Raw genomic sequence first — 16319 nt, 5'->3', positions numbered from 1 at the left:
TTTTTATGTTTGGCGGAGAGATAGGGATTTGAACCCTAGGTGGGCTATAAACCCACGCCGGTTTTCAAGACCGGTGCTTTAAACCACTCAGCCATCTCTCCATGCCGCGAATAATACGACGAGGAGGTTTCGTTGTAAACCCTCAAAAATACCGAGTGCATATAATCACAGCAAGAATAGGCGTTATTGTTCACCAGGCGATCAGCGCCTTGTTTTCTAATTAGAAAAAGCCTCGCTACTCGGTGGTTTTTTATACTGCGCCATTAACTCTCAACACTGCAATGGCAAAATTAAACCTATACACCACACTTACTCATGCTGCGTCACGGGTTCAGACACACGACATTTCTGAGCAATCTATCACTCTTGAGCAGGCGACAAGCATGGTTAAACCCATCTTCCATCAGACGTTGGCAGACAATGCAAACCTCAAACACTACCCTCTTACCCAAACTGACGTTGATCCGCCTTGTCTTATCCCTAAAAGGCTCTCTAATGGCGGACTCAACATCGGTTATGAGGCAGTTGACTGTCATCTGCAGCCCCCTTGTGACGGCATAGATGCAGACAAAGTCGCCCTGCGCTGGATCAGCAAAGACGATCGGGTGGTGGATTACAGCTACCGCGAGCTTCGTCAGCAAACCAATCGCTTTGCCGATCTGCTCAATCAACTTGGGCTAAAACCCGGCAGCCGGGTCTTCAGCTTGGCCGGACGTCAACCGGCACTCTATATTGCCGCCCTCGGCACGCTCAAGGCGGGTTGTGTGTTTACCCCACTATTTTCAGCATTCGGTCCTGAACCTATCCGCTCACGGATGGAAATCGGTGAAGCCAATCTGGTACTGACAACCTACAGCCTGTACCGCAGGAAACTCAAAAGTTGGTGGCGTGAGCTGCCCCATCTCAAAGCAGTGCTGCTGATTGATGAAAATCCGGATAATGAAGCGGACTGTTATGACTTTACCACCCTCATGGCCACGGCCGATCCTGATCGTCCCTGTGAAAATACCACACCTGACGACATGGCATTGCTGCACTTTACCAGTGGCACCACTGGCAAGCCCAAAGGGGTCATTCACGTTCATCAGGCCGTACATCACCATATCCGTTCAGCCTATTATGCGTTAGATCTCAAGTCATCAGACATCTACTGGTGTACCGCCGATCCCGGCTGGGTTACGGGGACGACCTACGGCATCATCGCACCACTTTGCCTTGGTGCAACCCTCATTATCGACGAGGCAGAATTCGATGCTGAACGCTGGTATCGAATCTTACAAAATTACCACGTCACGGTCTGGTACACCGCACCGACTGCGATCAGGATGCTAATGAAGATTGGCGATGCGCTACCGAAGCAGTTTGATCTGTCAGCCCTGCGGTTTATGGCCAGTGTGGGCGAGCCGCTCAACCCTGAAGCCGTCGAATGGGGCAATCAGGTACTCGGCTTACCTTTCTATGATAACTGGTGGCAAACCGAAACCGGCGGCATCATGATCGCCAATTTCCCCAGTCAGCCCATTAAGCCCGGTTCGATGGGCCACCCCCTACCCGGCATTAAAGCGGCTATCGTCAATTCAGATAAAAATGGCCATCAACAGGTCGAAACCCGCCCGATGATGGTCGGGGAGCTGGCACTCAAACCCAACTGGCCATCCATGTTCCGCGGCTACCTCAACCAGCAAGAGAGATAGCAGCAATGTTTTGCTGATGGCTGGTACTTAAGCGGTGATCTGGCGATGCAGGATGAAGACGGCTATTTCTGGTTTGTTGGCCGCAAAGACGATCTCATCAAATCGTCCGGCCATTTGATTGGTCCGTTTGAAGTCGAGAGTGTGTTAATGGAGCACCCAGCGGTTGCTGAAGTCGGGGTGATAGGTGTGCCCGATCCGGTCGCAGGACAACTAGTGAAGGCATTTGTGGCACTCAAACCTAACATTCCCGCCGATGAAGATCTGCAACAAGCCCTGCTGGGTCTGGCGCGAAAACGGCTGGGGGCCGCTGTCGCACCGAAAGAGATCGTATTTCGCACCAACCTGCCAAAAACCCGCAGTGGAAAAATCATGCGCCGACTGCTCAAAGCCCGAGAGCTCGGCCTGCCGGAAGGGGATATTTCAACTTTGGAGAGTGATGAACGATGACTAACAGACTCCATATCAACCGTGATCATCTTGTCCACCAGCTACGGCAAATGCTGCGGATTCGCCGCTTTGAAGAAAAGTGTGCCGAGCTTTATGCCTTAGAAAAAATCCGCGGATTTCTGCACCTCTATATCGGTGAAGAGGCCATTGCGGTTGGGGTGATGTCAGCCTTAAGTGACGACGACCAGATTGTCGCCACCTACCGTGAACATGGTCATGCCCTTGCGCGCGGCATGAGTATGGGCAGTATTCTTGCTGAAATGTATGGTCGCAGCAATGGCTGTAGCCGGGGTCGTGGCGGATCGATGCACCTGTTTGATAAGAACCGCCACTTTTACGGTGGCAACGCAATTGTCGGCGGGGGGCTTCCTTTGGCTACCGGATTGGCCATGGCCAATAAAAAGATACGGCGAGAAGCCGTCGCGGTCTGCTTCTTTGGCGAAGGGGCGGTAGCCGAAGGAGAATTCCATGAAAGCCTCAATTTAGCCGCCTTATGGCAACTACCTGTGCTTTTTGTCTGTGAAAATAATCGCTATGCCATGGGCACCGCACTGTCATTGTCAGAATCTGAGACCAATATCGCTAAAAAGGCTGAAAGCTACGGGATCAGCGCCAAACAGGTTGATGGAATGAATGTGGTCGATGTGGAAGCAGCAACTTGTCATGCGCTCGATTATATCCGCCAGCAGCAGCGCCCCTATCTCATTGAATGCCAGACCTACCGTTTTCGTGGCCATTCCAGTTTTGATACCCAGCTCTACCGTGACAAGGGAGAAGTCGCCCAGTGGGAAGAAAAAGGCCCGGTAAAACAATTGATCCAGTGGCTGCAGCGAAACAGCCATTTTCAAGATCAGGAACTTACCGACATTGAAGCCGACATTGCGGCGGAAATCAGCGAAGCGATTGCCTTTGCTGAAGCGGGAGAGTGGGAGCCTACTGATGAACTTAAGCGTTTTGTGCACAGCCCCGGTAGCCAGCCGCCACCGACTCCGGTGATCTGCACTCAGGACGCAGCAACACTGACCTACCGGGAGGCATTGCGCGGCGGGCTCAGCGATGCTCTCAACAGTGACCTGCGTATTTTCCTGATGGGGAAAGATGTCGGCCGTTATGGCGGCTGTTATGCGGTCAGCAAAGGGCTGATTGAGCAGTTCGGGCCAGACAGAGTCATTGATACACCGCTGTGCGAGTCCGGTTTTGTCGGGGTCGGCATTGGAGCCGCACTCGGCGGAATGCGCCCGATTATCGAGGTCATGACGGTCAATTTCAGTTTGCTCGCCATGGATCAAATCATCAACAGCGCAGCGACCCTGCTTCACATGTCCGGCGGTCAATTTAACGTGCCCGTGGTGATCCGCATGGCGTGTGGGGCCGGTAAGCAGCTAGCAGCGCAGCATTCACACAGCTGGGAGAATTTCTACGCCCACGTCCCTGGCCTTAAGGTACTCAGCCCGGCAACCCACAACGATGCCCGCCACATGCTTGGCATGGCGCTGGCCGATCCGGATCCTGTACTGATTTTTGAGCATGTCATGCTGCTTAACGAGAGCGGCCCTGTCAGTGAGACGATCGATGCTCCAATGCATCAAGCTATCGTCCGTCATTCTGGCAGTGATATCAGCCTGATCACTTACGGTGGCAGCCTTGATAAAACCCTCCAAGCGGCAAAACTACTGGAGGATGAGGGAATAAGTGCTGACGTTATTGATCTTCGCTCCCTTCGCCCGATCGATACTGAGACCATCGTCGCCAGTGTCAGCAAAACACATCGGGCGGTGATCATTGATGAAGGCTGGTATACCGGCAGTCTGGCAGGTGAGATCAGCGCCATTATCATGGAACAAGCATTCTGGCAGCTGGATGCGCCGGTTGGTCGGGTGTGCACTGAAGAAGTTCCGATCCCTTACCCTCAGCATCTTGAACAAGCGGCCATCCCTCAGAGTGACAAAATCATGGCCGCCGCTAAAGCAACTCTGGCCATTCCCGAACCACACGCCAAAGGAGGAAAGCCAAGCTATGGCTAGCGCCGAACTCAATACCTCGCTGATTGACATCAACATGCCTGCGCTCGGGGCAGATATGCATGACGGCACCCTGATCGAATGGCAGGTCAAGCCGGGGGATAAGATCAACAAAGGCGATATTATTGCGGTCATCGAAACCAGCAAGGGCGCGATTGATATGGAGGCCTACCACAGCGGGATCATCACGGAGCTATTAGTTGAACCCGGTATCAAACTGCCTGTTGGCAGCGTACTGGCACGCATGAGCACCACAAGTATGGCTATACCCGTTACCTCAGAAGCGGTCACCTCAGAAGCAATGACTTCGGAGGACAGGCCCATCCCCTCGAAACCTGTCACCGCGACTCAGGCAGCGACGAATATCGTTCCAGATGATACCCCTTTGCCACCTTATCGTCCGCCGCGATCTTTACCGTCATCATCGTCTCCCCCCCGGCAACGGGTTTCTCCTGCTGCTCGCCAGCAAGCTCTTCATCGCGGGATCGATCTGGCAACATTGACGGGCAGCGGACCACAAAGGGCCATTATCCTGCGGGATATCCCCGTCACACCTGAACCATTAACGGACATATCGATCGTCGAACAAACGACCAGTGACACGGCACCACAGACACCCTCACCGATGCGCCAGGCGATCAGTGATGCGATGAGCCGATCCAAACGGGAAATCCCCCACTATTACCTCGCGCTAGACATTGATTTAACGGCCGCTCAGCACTGGCTTGGGCAGCAAAATCAGCAACGCGAGCCAGAGCGGCGGCTATTGCTGCCAGCGGTACTAATCGCAGCTATTGCTCGCCAACTCCGGCATTTTCCGGCGCTTAATGGTGCTTTCAGCAACGGGGCTTTTACCCCATCACAAGCCATTCATATCGGCAATACCATCAGCCTGCGCGAAGGCGGGCTGGTGACCCCGGCGATCCTTCATGCCGATCAGCTAAGCATTGACCAAACCATGGATGCCCTGCGCGATCTGACTGAACGCAGCCGTCACGGGCGGTTGCGCAGCTCGGAAGTAAGCGAAGCCACGATTACCGTTACCAGCATTGGCGATCGGGGTGCCGACAGCATCACCGGGGTGATCTACCCGCCACAGGTGACCATTATCGGCTTAGGTCGACTACGCCAAGCCGCGATAGTGACCGTCGATGGTGAACTTGCCATCGGTCAGTGCATGACGGTTACGCTGGCCGCCGATCATCGGGTCAGCGATGGGATCACCGGCGCCCGCTTCCTGCACGCGCTCGCCAAACAGCTTCAACATCCGGAGGCCTTATGACCACCATTGATATTCCCTCACTTATCGCCAACGCTATCAAACACATTGCCCCAGAAACCGAATTAGCGGCGATCAACCCAAATGACGACCTCCGTGACGAATGCGATCTGGACTCGATGGACTTTCTCAACCTGATCGCCGCGCTAAAGAAAACCACGGGAGTCAGCATTCCTGACACTGACTACCCCAAAGTACGAAGCTACAACCAACTGTTAGCATATTTACGTAACCATACTCATTAAGGTGTCACCATTAAGACAGCAAAAACCCCACCATAGCCGTAACATCTGCAACGAGGATTTTCACCATGCCCATCAAGTCCATTCCACCGCTGATTTACCGTTTCCGGCAGATCCATGCCAGAGATGTGGGTCTGGTCGGGGGGAAAAATGCCAGCTTGGGTGAAATGCTGAACCAACTCAGTCAATCTGGCATCCGAGTACCGGACGGCTTTGCCACCAACGCCCAGCTATACCGTGATTTTCTGCACCAAAATCAGCTTGATGGCCCCATCACCCTGTTGCTTGACGCAATGGACAACGGCGAAGCTACGCTTAGTGAAACGGGTCAGGAAATTCGCTCTCTGATCAGCCAGGGCGCTTTCACGGCTGAACAGGAAACCGCCATCATCAATGCCTATCATGAACTGAGCCAGCAACTCGGCGAGCAACAAAACGTAGCCGTCGCGGTGCGCAGCTCGGCCACCGCCGAAGATCTACCCGAAGCCAGTTTTGCTGGTCAGCAGGAAAGTTACCTCAATATTCGTGGTGAACAATCGGTGCTTGACGCCTGCAAGCAGTGTTTTTCCTCCCTGTATACCGATCGCGCCATTGTCTACCGTCAGGAACAAGGTTTTGAACATCAGCAGGTGGCTCTGTCGGTCGGCATACAGCAGATGATCGAGTCGCACTGTGCCGGGGTAATGTTCAGCCTCGATACTGAAAATGGCTTCCCAGACGTGGTATTGATCAACGGCAGCTGGGGACTGGGGGAAACCATTGTCAAAGGCACCGTCACCCCAGATCGCTTTATGGTGTATAAACCGCTGCTCGACCAGCCGGGTAAGCGGCCTATCATTGAAAAGCAGCTAGGGAACAAACGGGAAAAAATGTTGTTTGCTACTCACGGCCACGCTGAGTCTCCAACGGTTAGCATCCCCACCAGTGATGCGGAACGCAATCAGTTGGTACTCAGTGATGATGAACTCCTACAACTGAGTCGCTGGGCTGTGATTATTGAACGTCACTATGGCTGTGCAATGGACATGGAATGGGCCAAAGACCGCCATAATCAGCAGATCTACATGGTACAGGCCAGGCCCGAAACCGTTGAAGCTCAAAAAGACAGCGGTGTATTAGTTAACTATCAGCTAGACAACACCACCGCCCCGATACTGCTGGAAGGCGCCAGTGTCGGCAGGGCGATAACCAGCGGCAACACCTTTACCGTGCTCTCACCTGAAGACAGTGCGCAGTTTCCCGACGGGGCGATTCTGGTGACCGAGCGAACAGACCCAGACTGGGTGCCACTAATGCGCAGGGCGGCGGGCATTATCACCGATTCAGGCGGCCCCACCAGCCATGCTGCCATTGTCAGCCGTGAGCTGAAAGTGCCGGCCATCGTCGGCACCGAACAGGCTACCCGCACCCTCACCACCGGGCAAACAGTCACCTTAAGCTGTGCCAGTGGCGCGGTCGGGCAAGTCTATGAAGGGGTGGTGAACTACAGCACCCAACAGATCGACCTCACCACCCTACCGACACCCCAGACCGATATCATGATTAATGCCGCCATGCCTGACGGTATTTTCCACTGGTGGCAACTGCCAACCGCAGGCATCGGCCTGACCCGGATTGAGTTTATTATCTCAAGCCAGATAGGGATCCACCCGATGGCGCTGCTCCACCCTGAGCAGATCACCGATAGCGCGATCAGGCTGACGATCAACCAGCGCTGTAAGGGCTTTCCAACCCTGCCCAATTTCTTTGTCGACACCCTCGCTCTGGGGGTCGGGAAAATCGCCGCCAGCCAGTACCCTAAACCGGTTATCGTGCGAATGTCGGATTTCAAATCCAACGAATATAGGGGATTGCTCGGCGGAGAATACTTTGAACTGCATGAGGAAAACCCGATGCTCGGGCTGCGCGGCGCCTCACGCTATTACCACCCGCGCTATCGCGAGGCCTTCGAGCTTGAGTGCAAGGCAATAGCCAAGGCTCGCGATGACATGGGGTTTGATAATATCATTGTGATGATCCCGTTCTGCCGCACGGTCAGCGAAGCCGACAAAGTCCTCGCGGTGATGGCACTGGCCGGACTTGAACGGGGTCATAACGGACTGCAGGTTTACGTGATGTGCGAGATCCCGTCCAACGTGATCCTCGCTGACCGCTTTGCTGAACGGTTTGACGGTTTCTCTATCGGCAGTAATGATTTAACCCAGCTGGTGCTGGGCATCGACCGAGACTCAGCCGAGCTTAAGCCGATGTTTGATGCCCGTGACGATGCGGTGAAGAGCCTGATCAAACAAGTCATACAGGTCGCACACAGTAAAGGGTGTAAAGTCGGGATCTGCGGGCAGGCCCCATCTGATCATCCTGAATTTGCAGCGTTCTTGGTCGAGTGCGGGATTGATTCTATCTCTCTCAGCCCCGACTCATTTGCCAAGGGATGCGAGGTTGTCGCCAAGGCCGAGCACAACCTTTCTCATCACCGCAGCCATGCTAACAAGAACAAGGATGACAGTAATAATGGTAATGAAGACAAATCAGATAAATGACTCAAGTCCCGTCGTCAGCCACTCTGCCATCCGATTTTCTATCACTTAGGCTCTCTACTACAAGCTATTACCTAGCTATACATCAGACTGCAAGGCGCAGAGCTCTGCCCAGCTGAATGTCGGGCCATCAGTACACACATACTTCTCATTAAGGTAACAGTGCCCGCAGAGCCCAACAGCACAGTGCATCCGCCGTTCTATCGACAAGTATATGGCTTCAGGCTCGACCTCATAGGCGACCAGATATTCAGCTATCGCCGACATCATGGTTTCCGGTCCCGCCAACAGCACCCGATCAGGTTGTTCACCAAAGGCATGCAAAACGGTCGGCAAAATCCCTGTCGCGGTGCCCAAATAATACCCGTGTTCATTCAGGCCAGTCATATCCTCAACCGCCGTGAACATAGGAATACAATGCTGCCACTGTTCTCGCTCTGGATTGAGCATCAAGGCGGCTTTGCTGCGCGCCGCATACAACACCTCAAGCTGGGCAAAGTGCTGCTGCTCGATAAGCTGCGCGATCACACTGACCAACGGGGCCATCCCACACCCGCCGCCTATCACTAAAATTCGCTGCTCGGCCAACTCTGTCACGGGCCACCCTCGGCCGAACGGCCCGCGCGCACCCAGAACATCACCCGAATGACACCCAAATAGGGCTTGCGTGACGGCCCCCATTTTACGGACCAAAGCGCGAAAGTTGCCTTGCTCATCAGGCAGAGTCGTAAACGTAAACGGTGCCTCACCCACTCCTGGCACACTGAGCATAAAAAACTGCCCGCCTTGCGCCTGCAACCACGCAGGTGAAATGCGTTGCTCATCGTCAAGTAAACGAAATTGATAATGACGGGCATCTTCGCCATCATCATAAAAACTGACTATTTCAATGCGTTCAGGGGTTAGGTTAACCATCATCAGCGATCCTTTTCATCACGGAGTGCACCCCGATCACACCGGGACACGTCTGTTCGCAACGCCCGCAACCAATACAGCCGTACCGACCAAAATCGGGCGTAAAATCATCACTGAACTTGTGATACCAAAAGCGCTTCACCCGCTGACCCGCCAGTTTTGCCGGGTTATGGAAACTGGCCTCACGCTGAAATCCCTCGTACAGGCAAGAATCCCAAAACCGAACCTGGCGGCTATTTGTTGAAACGGCACTTCTCGTTAACACTGCATCTTCGGTCGCGGATTCAGCGGGCAATGCTTCAGTACTGGCGACATCGACACCGGTGGAATCGGCCACGGAGCGGGTCCCAAAACAGGAACAGGTTGGGCAGAGGGTAGTACAGCCGGAGCAACCAAGACACTGGGTCCCTATCTGCTGCCAGAAGGTATCCGGGATCTGATGACTGTTTAGCTTGTTGATCCCATCAGTCAAATACTGATGGTCCGGAAACGCCTGCTCACAATGACTAATGTTATCCCAGCGCAGACTGATGTCATGCGGTGAGGCTGGATCAAGCGCAAAACCATGCAAGGCTTCCTTTCCCAGCACTGACAGTGCCACCAGTAGCCAGCGATTATCATCAAGAGGATGGAGCACCAAATCTGCCGTCTCATCTCTGACACTCGGCCCTGCATTCACCGTTGGGCAAAAACCGTGCTCACACGGTTGGGTACAATCTAGCCCTACTAACAAAACTTGTTCACGGCGCGACTGATAATACGGGTCTTGTTCAAAAAAAATATCTTGGTAATGGATGGCCATTAAATCACAGCTCTGCACCCCGAACAGAACAAACGGATCAGGCGATGGCAGGGTTTCCCGAAAACACTGACCATCAAACACGTACAGTGGTTCTTGTTCGGCAAAGAAAAAGGCTTTGGCCGAATGCGTGGGTTTATGTGAGAGCAACGGCGGCCAATCCCTATCAACTACCTGCTGCCACTGGTAATCATGGTGTCCTTCGCCATCCTGCGCCATCACCTGATAAAATGTCCGATTACGTGATAAATGCACCCGCAGCGCATCCAGCGACTTCAATAAGTAAGTATTATGCATGCTAAGGCTTCTCCTCCTGTAACTGCCACACAGCACGGGGAATGTGGTCGGCAGGCAAGGCGATAACCGCCACCGCACAGGCTTTCAGCTCCGGCATTTTGGTGACAGGATCTTGCGCGGTATTGGTCAACTGGTTAGAAGGGGCTTCCTTAAAATGATAGGGCATACTGACCAGCCCGAGCGGTACATCGGTGGTGATCATAGCCCGGGTTTCAATATAACCCCGCCGGGATCGCACACCAATCGGCCCATACGGCGAAATTGACAACGCGCTGGCATCCAGTGGATTGATGAACAAAATGCCGGGCGGAGTCTCACGCTCAAGCAGCGGTGATTTTCGAGTCATCGAGCCGCAGCCATAATGGAAATGCAACCGGTTGGTGGTCAACAGCAACGGATACTGTTCATCCGCTAACTCATCGATCGGTACATAGTGAACCGGGGTAAGACGCGCCCGACCAATGGGGAATTGTTTCTGATGAAGGATTGCGGTACCTTGCGGCGCACTCTCATTACACGGCCATTGCAAGCCATGGTGCTTGGCCAGCTTGTGGTAACTCATGCCCTGATAAGACGGTGTCAGTGAGGCCATTTCATCAAAAACGGCAGCGCTGCATTCCCAATTCAGCAGCTGGCTGCCCATTCGTTCTGCCAGCGCTTTCAGCCATTGCCAGTCACCCATTGCCTCACCCAATGGCAGAATCACCGGATTAACGCGCTGCACCCGACGCTCACAATTGGTAAACGTACCGGCTTTCTCAGCAAATGACGCGGCCGGAAGCACATAGTCAGCCAACTTGGCCGTCTCCGTCATCGTCAGCTCGGCGACCACCAGCAAATCCAATGCCTTGTAAGCTTCACGGACGTGGTTCTGATCGGGATCAGTCACTACCGGATCTTCGCCAAACAAGATCTGTGCCCGAAATTGTCCGGCCAATGCTGCCTTGCTCATCCCCAGTGATGTCAACCCGGGGGTCGCAGCCACCGATCCCCCCCATGCGACTGAAAAACGTGCCTGAGTATCACTGTCACCAGCCAGCTGGTAACCCGGATAAACATTGGGTAGGCACCCCATGTCACAGGCACCCTGCACGTTATTCTGACCACGCAACGGGTTAATACCTGTACCGGGTTTACCGATATGGCCACAGACCAACGCCAAATCAGCCAGAGCAATCACATTGTTGGTACCGCTGACAAACTGGGTGATCCCCATACCATAAAGGATCATAGCCCGTTCAGCACGACTATAGCGTTCAGCCGCTTGCCGGATCAGCCCGGCATCAACCCCAGTGATCGCAGCAACGGACTCAGGCGTGATATGTTTAACCTGTTTCGCCAATGCGTCAAAGCCCTCACAGCGTTCTGCGATAAAATCACGGTCATGCCAGTCGTTACTCAGGATCACTTGGATCATGGCGTTAATCAGGGCAATATTGGTGCCCGGCGTCAGCTGCAGATGTAAATCAGCCAGTTTGGCTAGCCGCGTCACCCGAGGATCAACCACTATCAATGTCGCACCCGCCAATTTGGCCTGAATGATTTGTCCACCGAGCACACTGTGATTTTCAGTTGGATCGGCCCCTATCACCACTATCAGCTCGGTCTCAAATAAGTCGTGAGTGCTGTTGGTCATCGCCCCTGAGCCCAGCACTTGCTTGAGGCCTGCGACGGTCGGGCTATGACAGATCCGCGCGCAGTGATCGACGTTGTTGGTGCCCAGTACGGCACGAGCAAATTTCTGGGCGGCATAATTATCTTCATTGGTTGCCCGGGCACTGCTGATCACGCCGACTGCATCCGGGCCGAATTCGTCGATAATATCAAGCAGGGAGGTGCTGATCGCGTTAAGCGCTTCATCCCAACTAACGGGAACAAACTGATCGCGCACACGCTTAAGTGGTTGGGTAATACGATTCTCTGGTGAAATAGCATACACGCTGCTCCAGCCCTTATCGCACAGCTTTCCTTGACTGATCGGGTGATCATATTGAGGGCTCACCCCGCAGACACGTCCCTGCCCGTCACGGGTCAGGTACATACCACAGCCAACCCCACAAAACGGGCAGACGGTTTTTATAGTTTTTATGATTTGGGAAGCCGTGGCTGGGTCTGGTATCGCTTTCTTCGGCACTGCTTGGTTAGACATCATTTTCACCTAGCCATTTGAGCATGGCTAGATTATAGCAGCCCACCCGTTATGCGCTGGGGGAACGACCACGCTGGTAAATCACATGATAGACCAGGCCGACCAGTACACTGCCGCCCACAAGATTACCTAAAATCACCGGGATCAGGTTACTCGCAAGCCCAAACATACTGACCGAGTTGGCCACCTCAACGGTACCCGACGCATCCAGCATAATTGCCAGCGGAATAAAGTACATATTGGCAATACTGTGTTCAAACCCGGCAGCCACAAACGCCGAAATCGGAAATACGATCGCCACCGCTTTATCAATCACGCTACGCCCTGCCAACGCCATCCATATTGCCATACACACCAAGACATTACACAGCACCCCTCGAAGAAAAGCAGTCCAGAATGGCATTTCACATTTTGCAGCAGCGATCTTGGCATATGTCGCAGCAATCGCGCCTTGGTTCATTTCCGTGTGTCCCGAATGAAACACCAAGGTGGCGATCCCGACAGCCCCCACGAAATTAGCGATACTGATTACCAGCCAGTTTTTCAGCAGCTCTCCGGTTGTGATTTTTCTATCCGCCCACGCCATAGCCAGTAAATTGTTGCCGGTAAACAGCTCGGCGCCCGCGACTACCACCAGTAGCAAGCCAAGGGAAAATACCCCCCCACCGACCACCTGCTGGGTAGCAAATCCTAAGCTTGCATCTGATTTCACCAGGGTATAATACAGTCCCCCCAGACCAATAAATGCCCCCGCCAAAATGCCAAGCATAACCATCTGTAACAATGGCAGCCGAGCTTTCGCCACCCCAATACTGTCAACCTTTTCGGCGATCTGTTTGGGTGAAAATGCATCGAAACCATACATATCAGCCATCCCCTTCCCGATTTCCGTTCATTGATACACTCAAGCTAGTCCAGTTTGGACAATAATCAATCAAGTCTGTTATTTGTCCGGCACCTTAGCGCAGGAGCCTTTTCCATGGATGAAAACCCGCACATTTGGCACCATGAATCAGCCGACAGTACCTTCGCTGCCGTTGCCAGCCAACCAGAAGGGCTGGAGGTCGATGAAGCCCGTCGGCGACTGACTGAGCAGGGACTGAATAAACTCCCGACCTCCCACGGACGCTCTGTCTTACAACGGCTACTCGGTCAGTTTCATAATGTACTGATCCATGTCTTATTGATTGTGATGGTCGTTACCGCAATCCTTGGCCATTGGATTGATGCAGCAGTTATTGCTGGCGTGGTGGTGATCAATGCGCTCATCGGTTTTATCCAGGAAGGGCGGGCGGAACATGCGCTTAACGCTATCCAATCAATGCTGGCCCCCTCGGCCAGAGTCTTACGTGGCGGCCAGCCATTTACCATTCCAGCCGAGCAGCTTGTGGTCGGTGATGTGGTGATCTTGCAGTCTGGCGATCGGGTGCCTGCCGATCTGCGTCTGTTTCGCACCAAAGGCTTTCAGGTAGCCGAAGCACCATTAACCGGGGAGTCGGTCGCGATCGAAAAGTGTACTTCCGCAATCAGCGCAGCCAGCGAACTGGCCGAACGGCGCTGCATGGCCTACTCGGGGACCCTAGTCACCCATGGACAGGGAGCCGGCATTGTGGTGGCTACCGGCCTCGGCACTGAGCTGGGCAAGATCAGTGCGCTCGTCTCCCGGGTCGAACCTACAATTACACCGTTGCTCAGGCAAATGGCGCAATTCAGTCAGTGGCTCACTGCTGCCATCATGGTTATCGCGGTGGCTACCTTTAGTTTTGGTATTGTGATCCGCCATTACCCCATCACCGATATGTTCCTTGCCGCAGTCAGCCTTGCGGTTGCCGCTATCCCTGAAGGGCTTCCAGCCATCATGACCATCACACTGGCTATCGGGGTCGAAAAAATGGCCAAACGCAATGCGGTGATCCGCCGACTACCCGCAGTGGAAACGCTGGGCGCGGTCACGGTGATCTGTACCGATAAAACCGGCACCTTGACCCGCAACGAAATGACCGTTCGCAATATTGTGACGGCCGATACCCCATTTGAACTCAGCGGCACTGGCTATGATCCCCACGGGGGGATCACTATCGATCATCATGCCATTTTTCCTGAACAGTACCCCTTGCTGCTCACTACTCTCCGTGCAGCGGTTCTGTGCAATGATGCCGATCTACGCACCCAGGAGGGACAATGGCACATCCATGGTGACCCGATGGAAGGTGCCCTGCTGGTCGCGGGGATCAAAGCAGGATTTGATACTAATACCGAAAATAAAACCTATCCCCGCACCGATCTGATCCCCTTTGAATCTGAACACCGTTTCATGGCAACGCTGCACCATAGCCATCAGGGGGAGGCATTCATCTTTCTTAAAGGCGCCCCTGAACGGGTAATGGAGATGTGCAATCAACAGCAGACCAACGATGGAACAACAGCTATCGACCTCGCTTACTGGCAGCAGCAGACCGAACACATGGCCCATAATGGTCAGCGGGTACTGGCCATCGCCTATCGGCCAACAGCGCATGACCACCGAGAGCTCACGTTTGACGACGTGAACGATAACCTGATCATGCTCGGTCTGTTTGGCCTTATCGATCCCCCCCGGCAAGAAGCGATTCAAGCTGTCAATACCTGCAATATTGCCGGTGTACGCGTTAAAATCATCACCGGAGACCATGCTCTCACCGCCCGCGCTATTGCCCGCCAACTGGGACTGATCAATACCCAGGAAGCGCTTACCGGTCAGCAGATCGATCAGCTCAGCAACGATGAATTATTCGAACTCGCTACCCACATTGATATTTATGCCCGAACCAGCCCAGAACACAAAATGCGACTGGTTACAGTATTGCAGCAGCACCATCAGATCGTCGCCATGACAGGTGATGGCGTGAATGACGCCCCGGCACTAAAACGCTCAGATATCGGTACGGCGATGGGCCGCAGTGGTACAGCGGCCGCCAAAGAAGCCGCTGAAATGGTACTGGCCGATGATAACTTTGCCTCCATCACCGCCGCGATTGAAGAAGGGCGGGCTGTCTATGACAACCTCAGAAAAGCGATATTATTCATCCTGCCAACCAATGGCGGCGAAGCCTTAATCATCTTTGCTGCTGTACTGCTCGGCTTTGAACAACTGCCATTAACCCCGGTGCAAATCCTCTGGGTTAATATGGTAACAGCCGTGACTCTCGCCTTATCACTGGCCTTTGAGCCCAAAGAAAGTGATCTGATGCAACGTCCGCCACGCCCGCCAGGCTCCCCTTTGCTAAGTCCTCACCTCATCTGGAGAATTGGCTTTGTTTCCGTGATCCTGATGGGCGGTACATTAGGCTTGTTCCAATGGGAGATGGGGCAGAGCGATGACATTGCCCGCGCCCGGACCATTGCCGTCAATACTCTGGTTATGTTCGAAATCTTCTACCTGTTCAATGCCCGCTACATCCTCGGTTCAATATTTAATCGTCAGGGGCTAACGGGCAATCGTTATGTCCTGCTAGCCATTGTGTTCCTCGCGATATTTCAATGTGCCTTTACCTATCTTCCGGTTATGCAGACCTTGTTTGGTACTCGTCCTTTTGAAGCGGGAATATGGCTAAAAATCATCCTGGTCGCCTCATCTGTGCTGTTTCTTGTTGAACTGGAAAAGTGCGTGCTTCGCCACACTTTCACTCACACCTAATACCCGCCTTATTCATTGCCGATAATTTCACAGCTAGATTTTTCACACACCAACTGGATTATTAATGCATTTCCCCATCACTTTATCCAGCATTATCGCCATTTGGTGATCTCGCTCACTGAGGGGCTGAGAGCTAAATCACATCTGTTTTTGCTGGATACAATAGTCCAGTGAATGCCCTATTTATCCAATAGTTTGGCTCTCTATTCCGCTCCATAATTACAGCCAATGAAACAACACCGTGTCACCTCAATTAGCGTAAT

At 53.4% G+C, this 16319-nt stretch carries 11 protein-coding genes and 1 tRNA gene; 7 read left to right on the top strand and 5 right to left on the bottom strand.

Going from position 1 to position 16319, the window contains the following annotated elements:
- Positions 1-10: 10 nt before the first annotated feature.
- Positions 11-101, bottom strand: a tRNA-Ser gene (locus L4D12_RS06750).
- Positions 102-383: 282 nt separating this feature from the next.
- On the opposite strand from L4D12_RS06750, the gene L4D12_RS06745 reads away from it, so the two are divergent.
- From L4D12_RS06745 to ppsA, 6 genes are all read left to right on the top strand, one after another.
- Positions 384-1694, top strand: coding sequence for an AMP-binding protein (locus L4D12_RS06745; RefSeq protein ID WP_428447056.1), 1311 nt, complete (start codon positions 384-386; stop codon positions 1692-1694).
- Between the two features lie 45 nt (positions 1695-1739).
- The gene (locus tag L4D12_RS06740; protein ID WP_428447055.1) at positions 1740-2141 is read left to right on the top strand and encodes an AMP-binding enzyme; all 402 of its coding nucleotides are present in this window, start codon (positions 1740-1742) and stop codon (positions 2139-2141) included.
- Positions 2138-4165: a pyruvate dehydrogenase (acetyl-transferring) E1 component subunit alpha gene (pdhA, locus tag L4D12_RS06735; RefSeq protein ID WP_428447054.1), complete on the top strand. Its 2028-nt coding sequence runs from the start codon at positions 2138-2140 to the stop codon at positions 4163-4165. The genes L4D12_RS06740 and pdhA overlap by 4 nt, the downstream gene beginning before the upstream one ends.
- Positions 4158-5444, top strand: coding sequence for a dihydrolipoamide acetyltransferase family protein (locus L4D12_RS06730; RefSeq protein WP_428447053.1), 1287 nt, complete (start codon positions 4158-4160; stop codon positions 5442-5444). The genes pdhA and L4D12_RS06730 overlap by 8 nt, the downstream gene beginning before the upstream one ends.
- Complete coding sequence (locus tag L4D12_RS06725; RefSeq protein WP_428447052.1) at positions 5441-5686, top strand: acyl carrier protein; 246 nt, start codon at positions 5441-5443, stop codon at positions 5684-5686. The genes L4D12_RS06730 and L4D12_RS06725 overlap by 4 nt, the downstream gene beginning before the upstream one ends.
- 65 nt (positions 5687-5751) lie before the next feature.
- Positions 5752-8223: a phosphoenolpyruvate synthase gene (ppsA, locus tag L4D12_RS06720; RefSeq protein WP_428447051.1), complete on the top strand. Its 2472-nt coding sequence runs from the start codon at positions 5752-5754 to the stop codon at positions 8221-8223.
- A gap of 75 nt (positions 8224-8298) precedes the next feature.
- Here the strand turns inward: ppsA and L4D12_RS06715 are convergent, their stop codons facing one another.
- The 4 genes from L4D12_RS06715 to L4D12_RS06700 are packed head-to-tail and all read right to left on the bottom strand — an operon-like array spanning position 8299 to position 13254.
- Positions 8299-9138, bottom strand: a complete 840-nt coding sequence (locus L4D12_RS06715; protein ID WP_428447050.1) for an iron-sulfur cluster-binding protein — start codon at positions 9136-9138, stop codon at positions 8299-8301.
- Positions 9128-10231 carry a 4Fe-4S dicluster domain-containing protein gene (locus L4D12_RS06710; RefSeq protein WP_428447049.1) on the bottom strand — a complete coding sequence of 368 codons (1104 nt, stop codon included), beginning with the start codon at positions 10229-10231 and terminating at the stop codon, positions 9128-9130. The genes L4D12_RS06715 and L4D12_RS06710 overlap by 11 nt, the downstream gene beginning before the upstream one ends.
- Before the next feature lies 1 nt (position 10232).
- The gene (gene fdhF / locus L4D12_RS06705; RefSeq protein WP_428447048.1) at positions 10233-12383 is read right to left on the bottom strand and encodes a formate dehydrogenase subunit alpha; all 2151 of its coding nucleotides are present in this window, start codon (positions 12381-12383) and stop codon (positions 10233-10235) included.
- A 46-nt stretch (positions 12384-12429) separates the two neighbouring features.
- On the bottom strand, positions 12430-13254 hold the full coding sequence (locus L4D12_RS06700; protein ID WP_428447047.1) for a formate/nitrite transporter family protein: 825 nt from the start codon (positions 13252-13254) through the stop codon (positions 12430-12432).
- 105 nt (positions 13255-13359) lie between these two features.
- Between L4D12_RS06700 and L4D12_RS06695 the strand changes: the two genes are divergently transcribed.
- Positions 13360-16056 (top strand): cation-transporting P-type ATPase, encoded by a 2697-nt coding sequence (locus L4D12_RS06695; protein ID WP_428447046.1) that lies wholly within the window; start codon positions 13360-13362, stop codon positions 16054-16056.
- Positions 16057-16319 lie beyond the last annotated feature (263 nt).

The organism is Photobacterium nomapromontoriensis (assembly GCF_050336815.1).
GTDB classification, from domain to species: domain Bacteria; phylum Pseudomonadota; class Gammaproteobacteria; order Enterobacterales; family Vibrionaceae; genus Photobacterium; species Photobacterium nomapromontoriensis.
The sequence above is the reverse complement of the archived record's forward strand: the minus strand, read 5'-3'. Positions and strand labels throughout refer to the sequence as shown.

What these genes read in the sequence shown, in the direction of transcription:
- pdhA (WP_428447054.1), top strand. Translation starts at nt 2,138, where the DNA reads ATGACTAACAGACTCCATATCAACCGTGATCATCTTGTCCACCAGCTA.
- L4D12_RS06725 (WP_428447052.1), top strand. Translation starts at nt 5,441, where the DNA reads ATGACCACCATTGATATTCCCTCACTTATCGCCAACGCTATCAAACAC.
- ppsA (WP_428447051.1), top strand. Translation starts at nt 5,752, where the DNA reads ATGCCCATCAAGTCCATTCCACCGCTGATTTACCGTTTCCGGCAGATC.
- L4D12_RS06730 (WP_428447053.1), top strand. Translation starts at nt 4,158, where the DNA reads ATGGCTAGCGCCGAACTCAATACCTCGCTGATTGACATCAACATGCCT.
- L4D12_RS06700 (WP_428447047.1), bottom strand. Translation starts at nt 13,254, where the DNA reads ATGGCTGATATGTATGGTTTCGATGCATTTTCACCCAAACAGATCGCC.
- L4D12_RS06740 (WP_428447055.1), top strand. Translation starts at nt 1,740, where the DNA reads ATGCAGGATGAAGACGGCTATTTCTGGTTTGTTGGCCGCAAAGACGAT.
- fdhF (WP_428447048.1), bottom strand. Translation starts at nt 12,383, where the DNA reads ATGATGTCTAACCAAGCAGTGCCGAAGAAAGCGATACCAGACCCAGCC.
- L4D12_RS06695 (WP_428447046.1), top strand. Translation starts at nt 13,360, where the DNA reads ATGGATGAAAACCCGCACATTTGGCACCATGAATCAGCCGACAGTACC.
- L4D12_RS06715 (WP_428447050.1), bottom strand. Translation starts at nt 9,138, where the DNA reads ATGATGGTTAACCTAACCCCTGAACGCATTGAAATAGTCAGTTTTTAT.
- L4D12_RS06710 (WP_428447049.1), bottom strand. Translation starts at nt 10,231, where the DNA reads ATGCATAATACTTACTTATTGAAGTCGCTGGATGCGCTGCGGGTGCAT.
- L4D12_RS06745 (WP_428447056.1), top strand. Translation starts at nt 384, where the DNA reads ATGGTTAAACCCATCTTCCATCAGACGTTGGCAGACAATGCAAACCTC.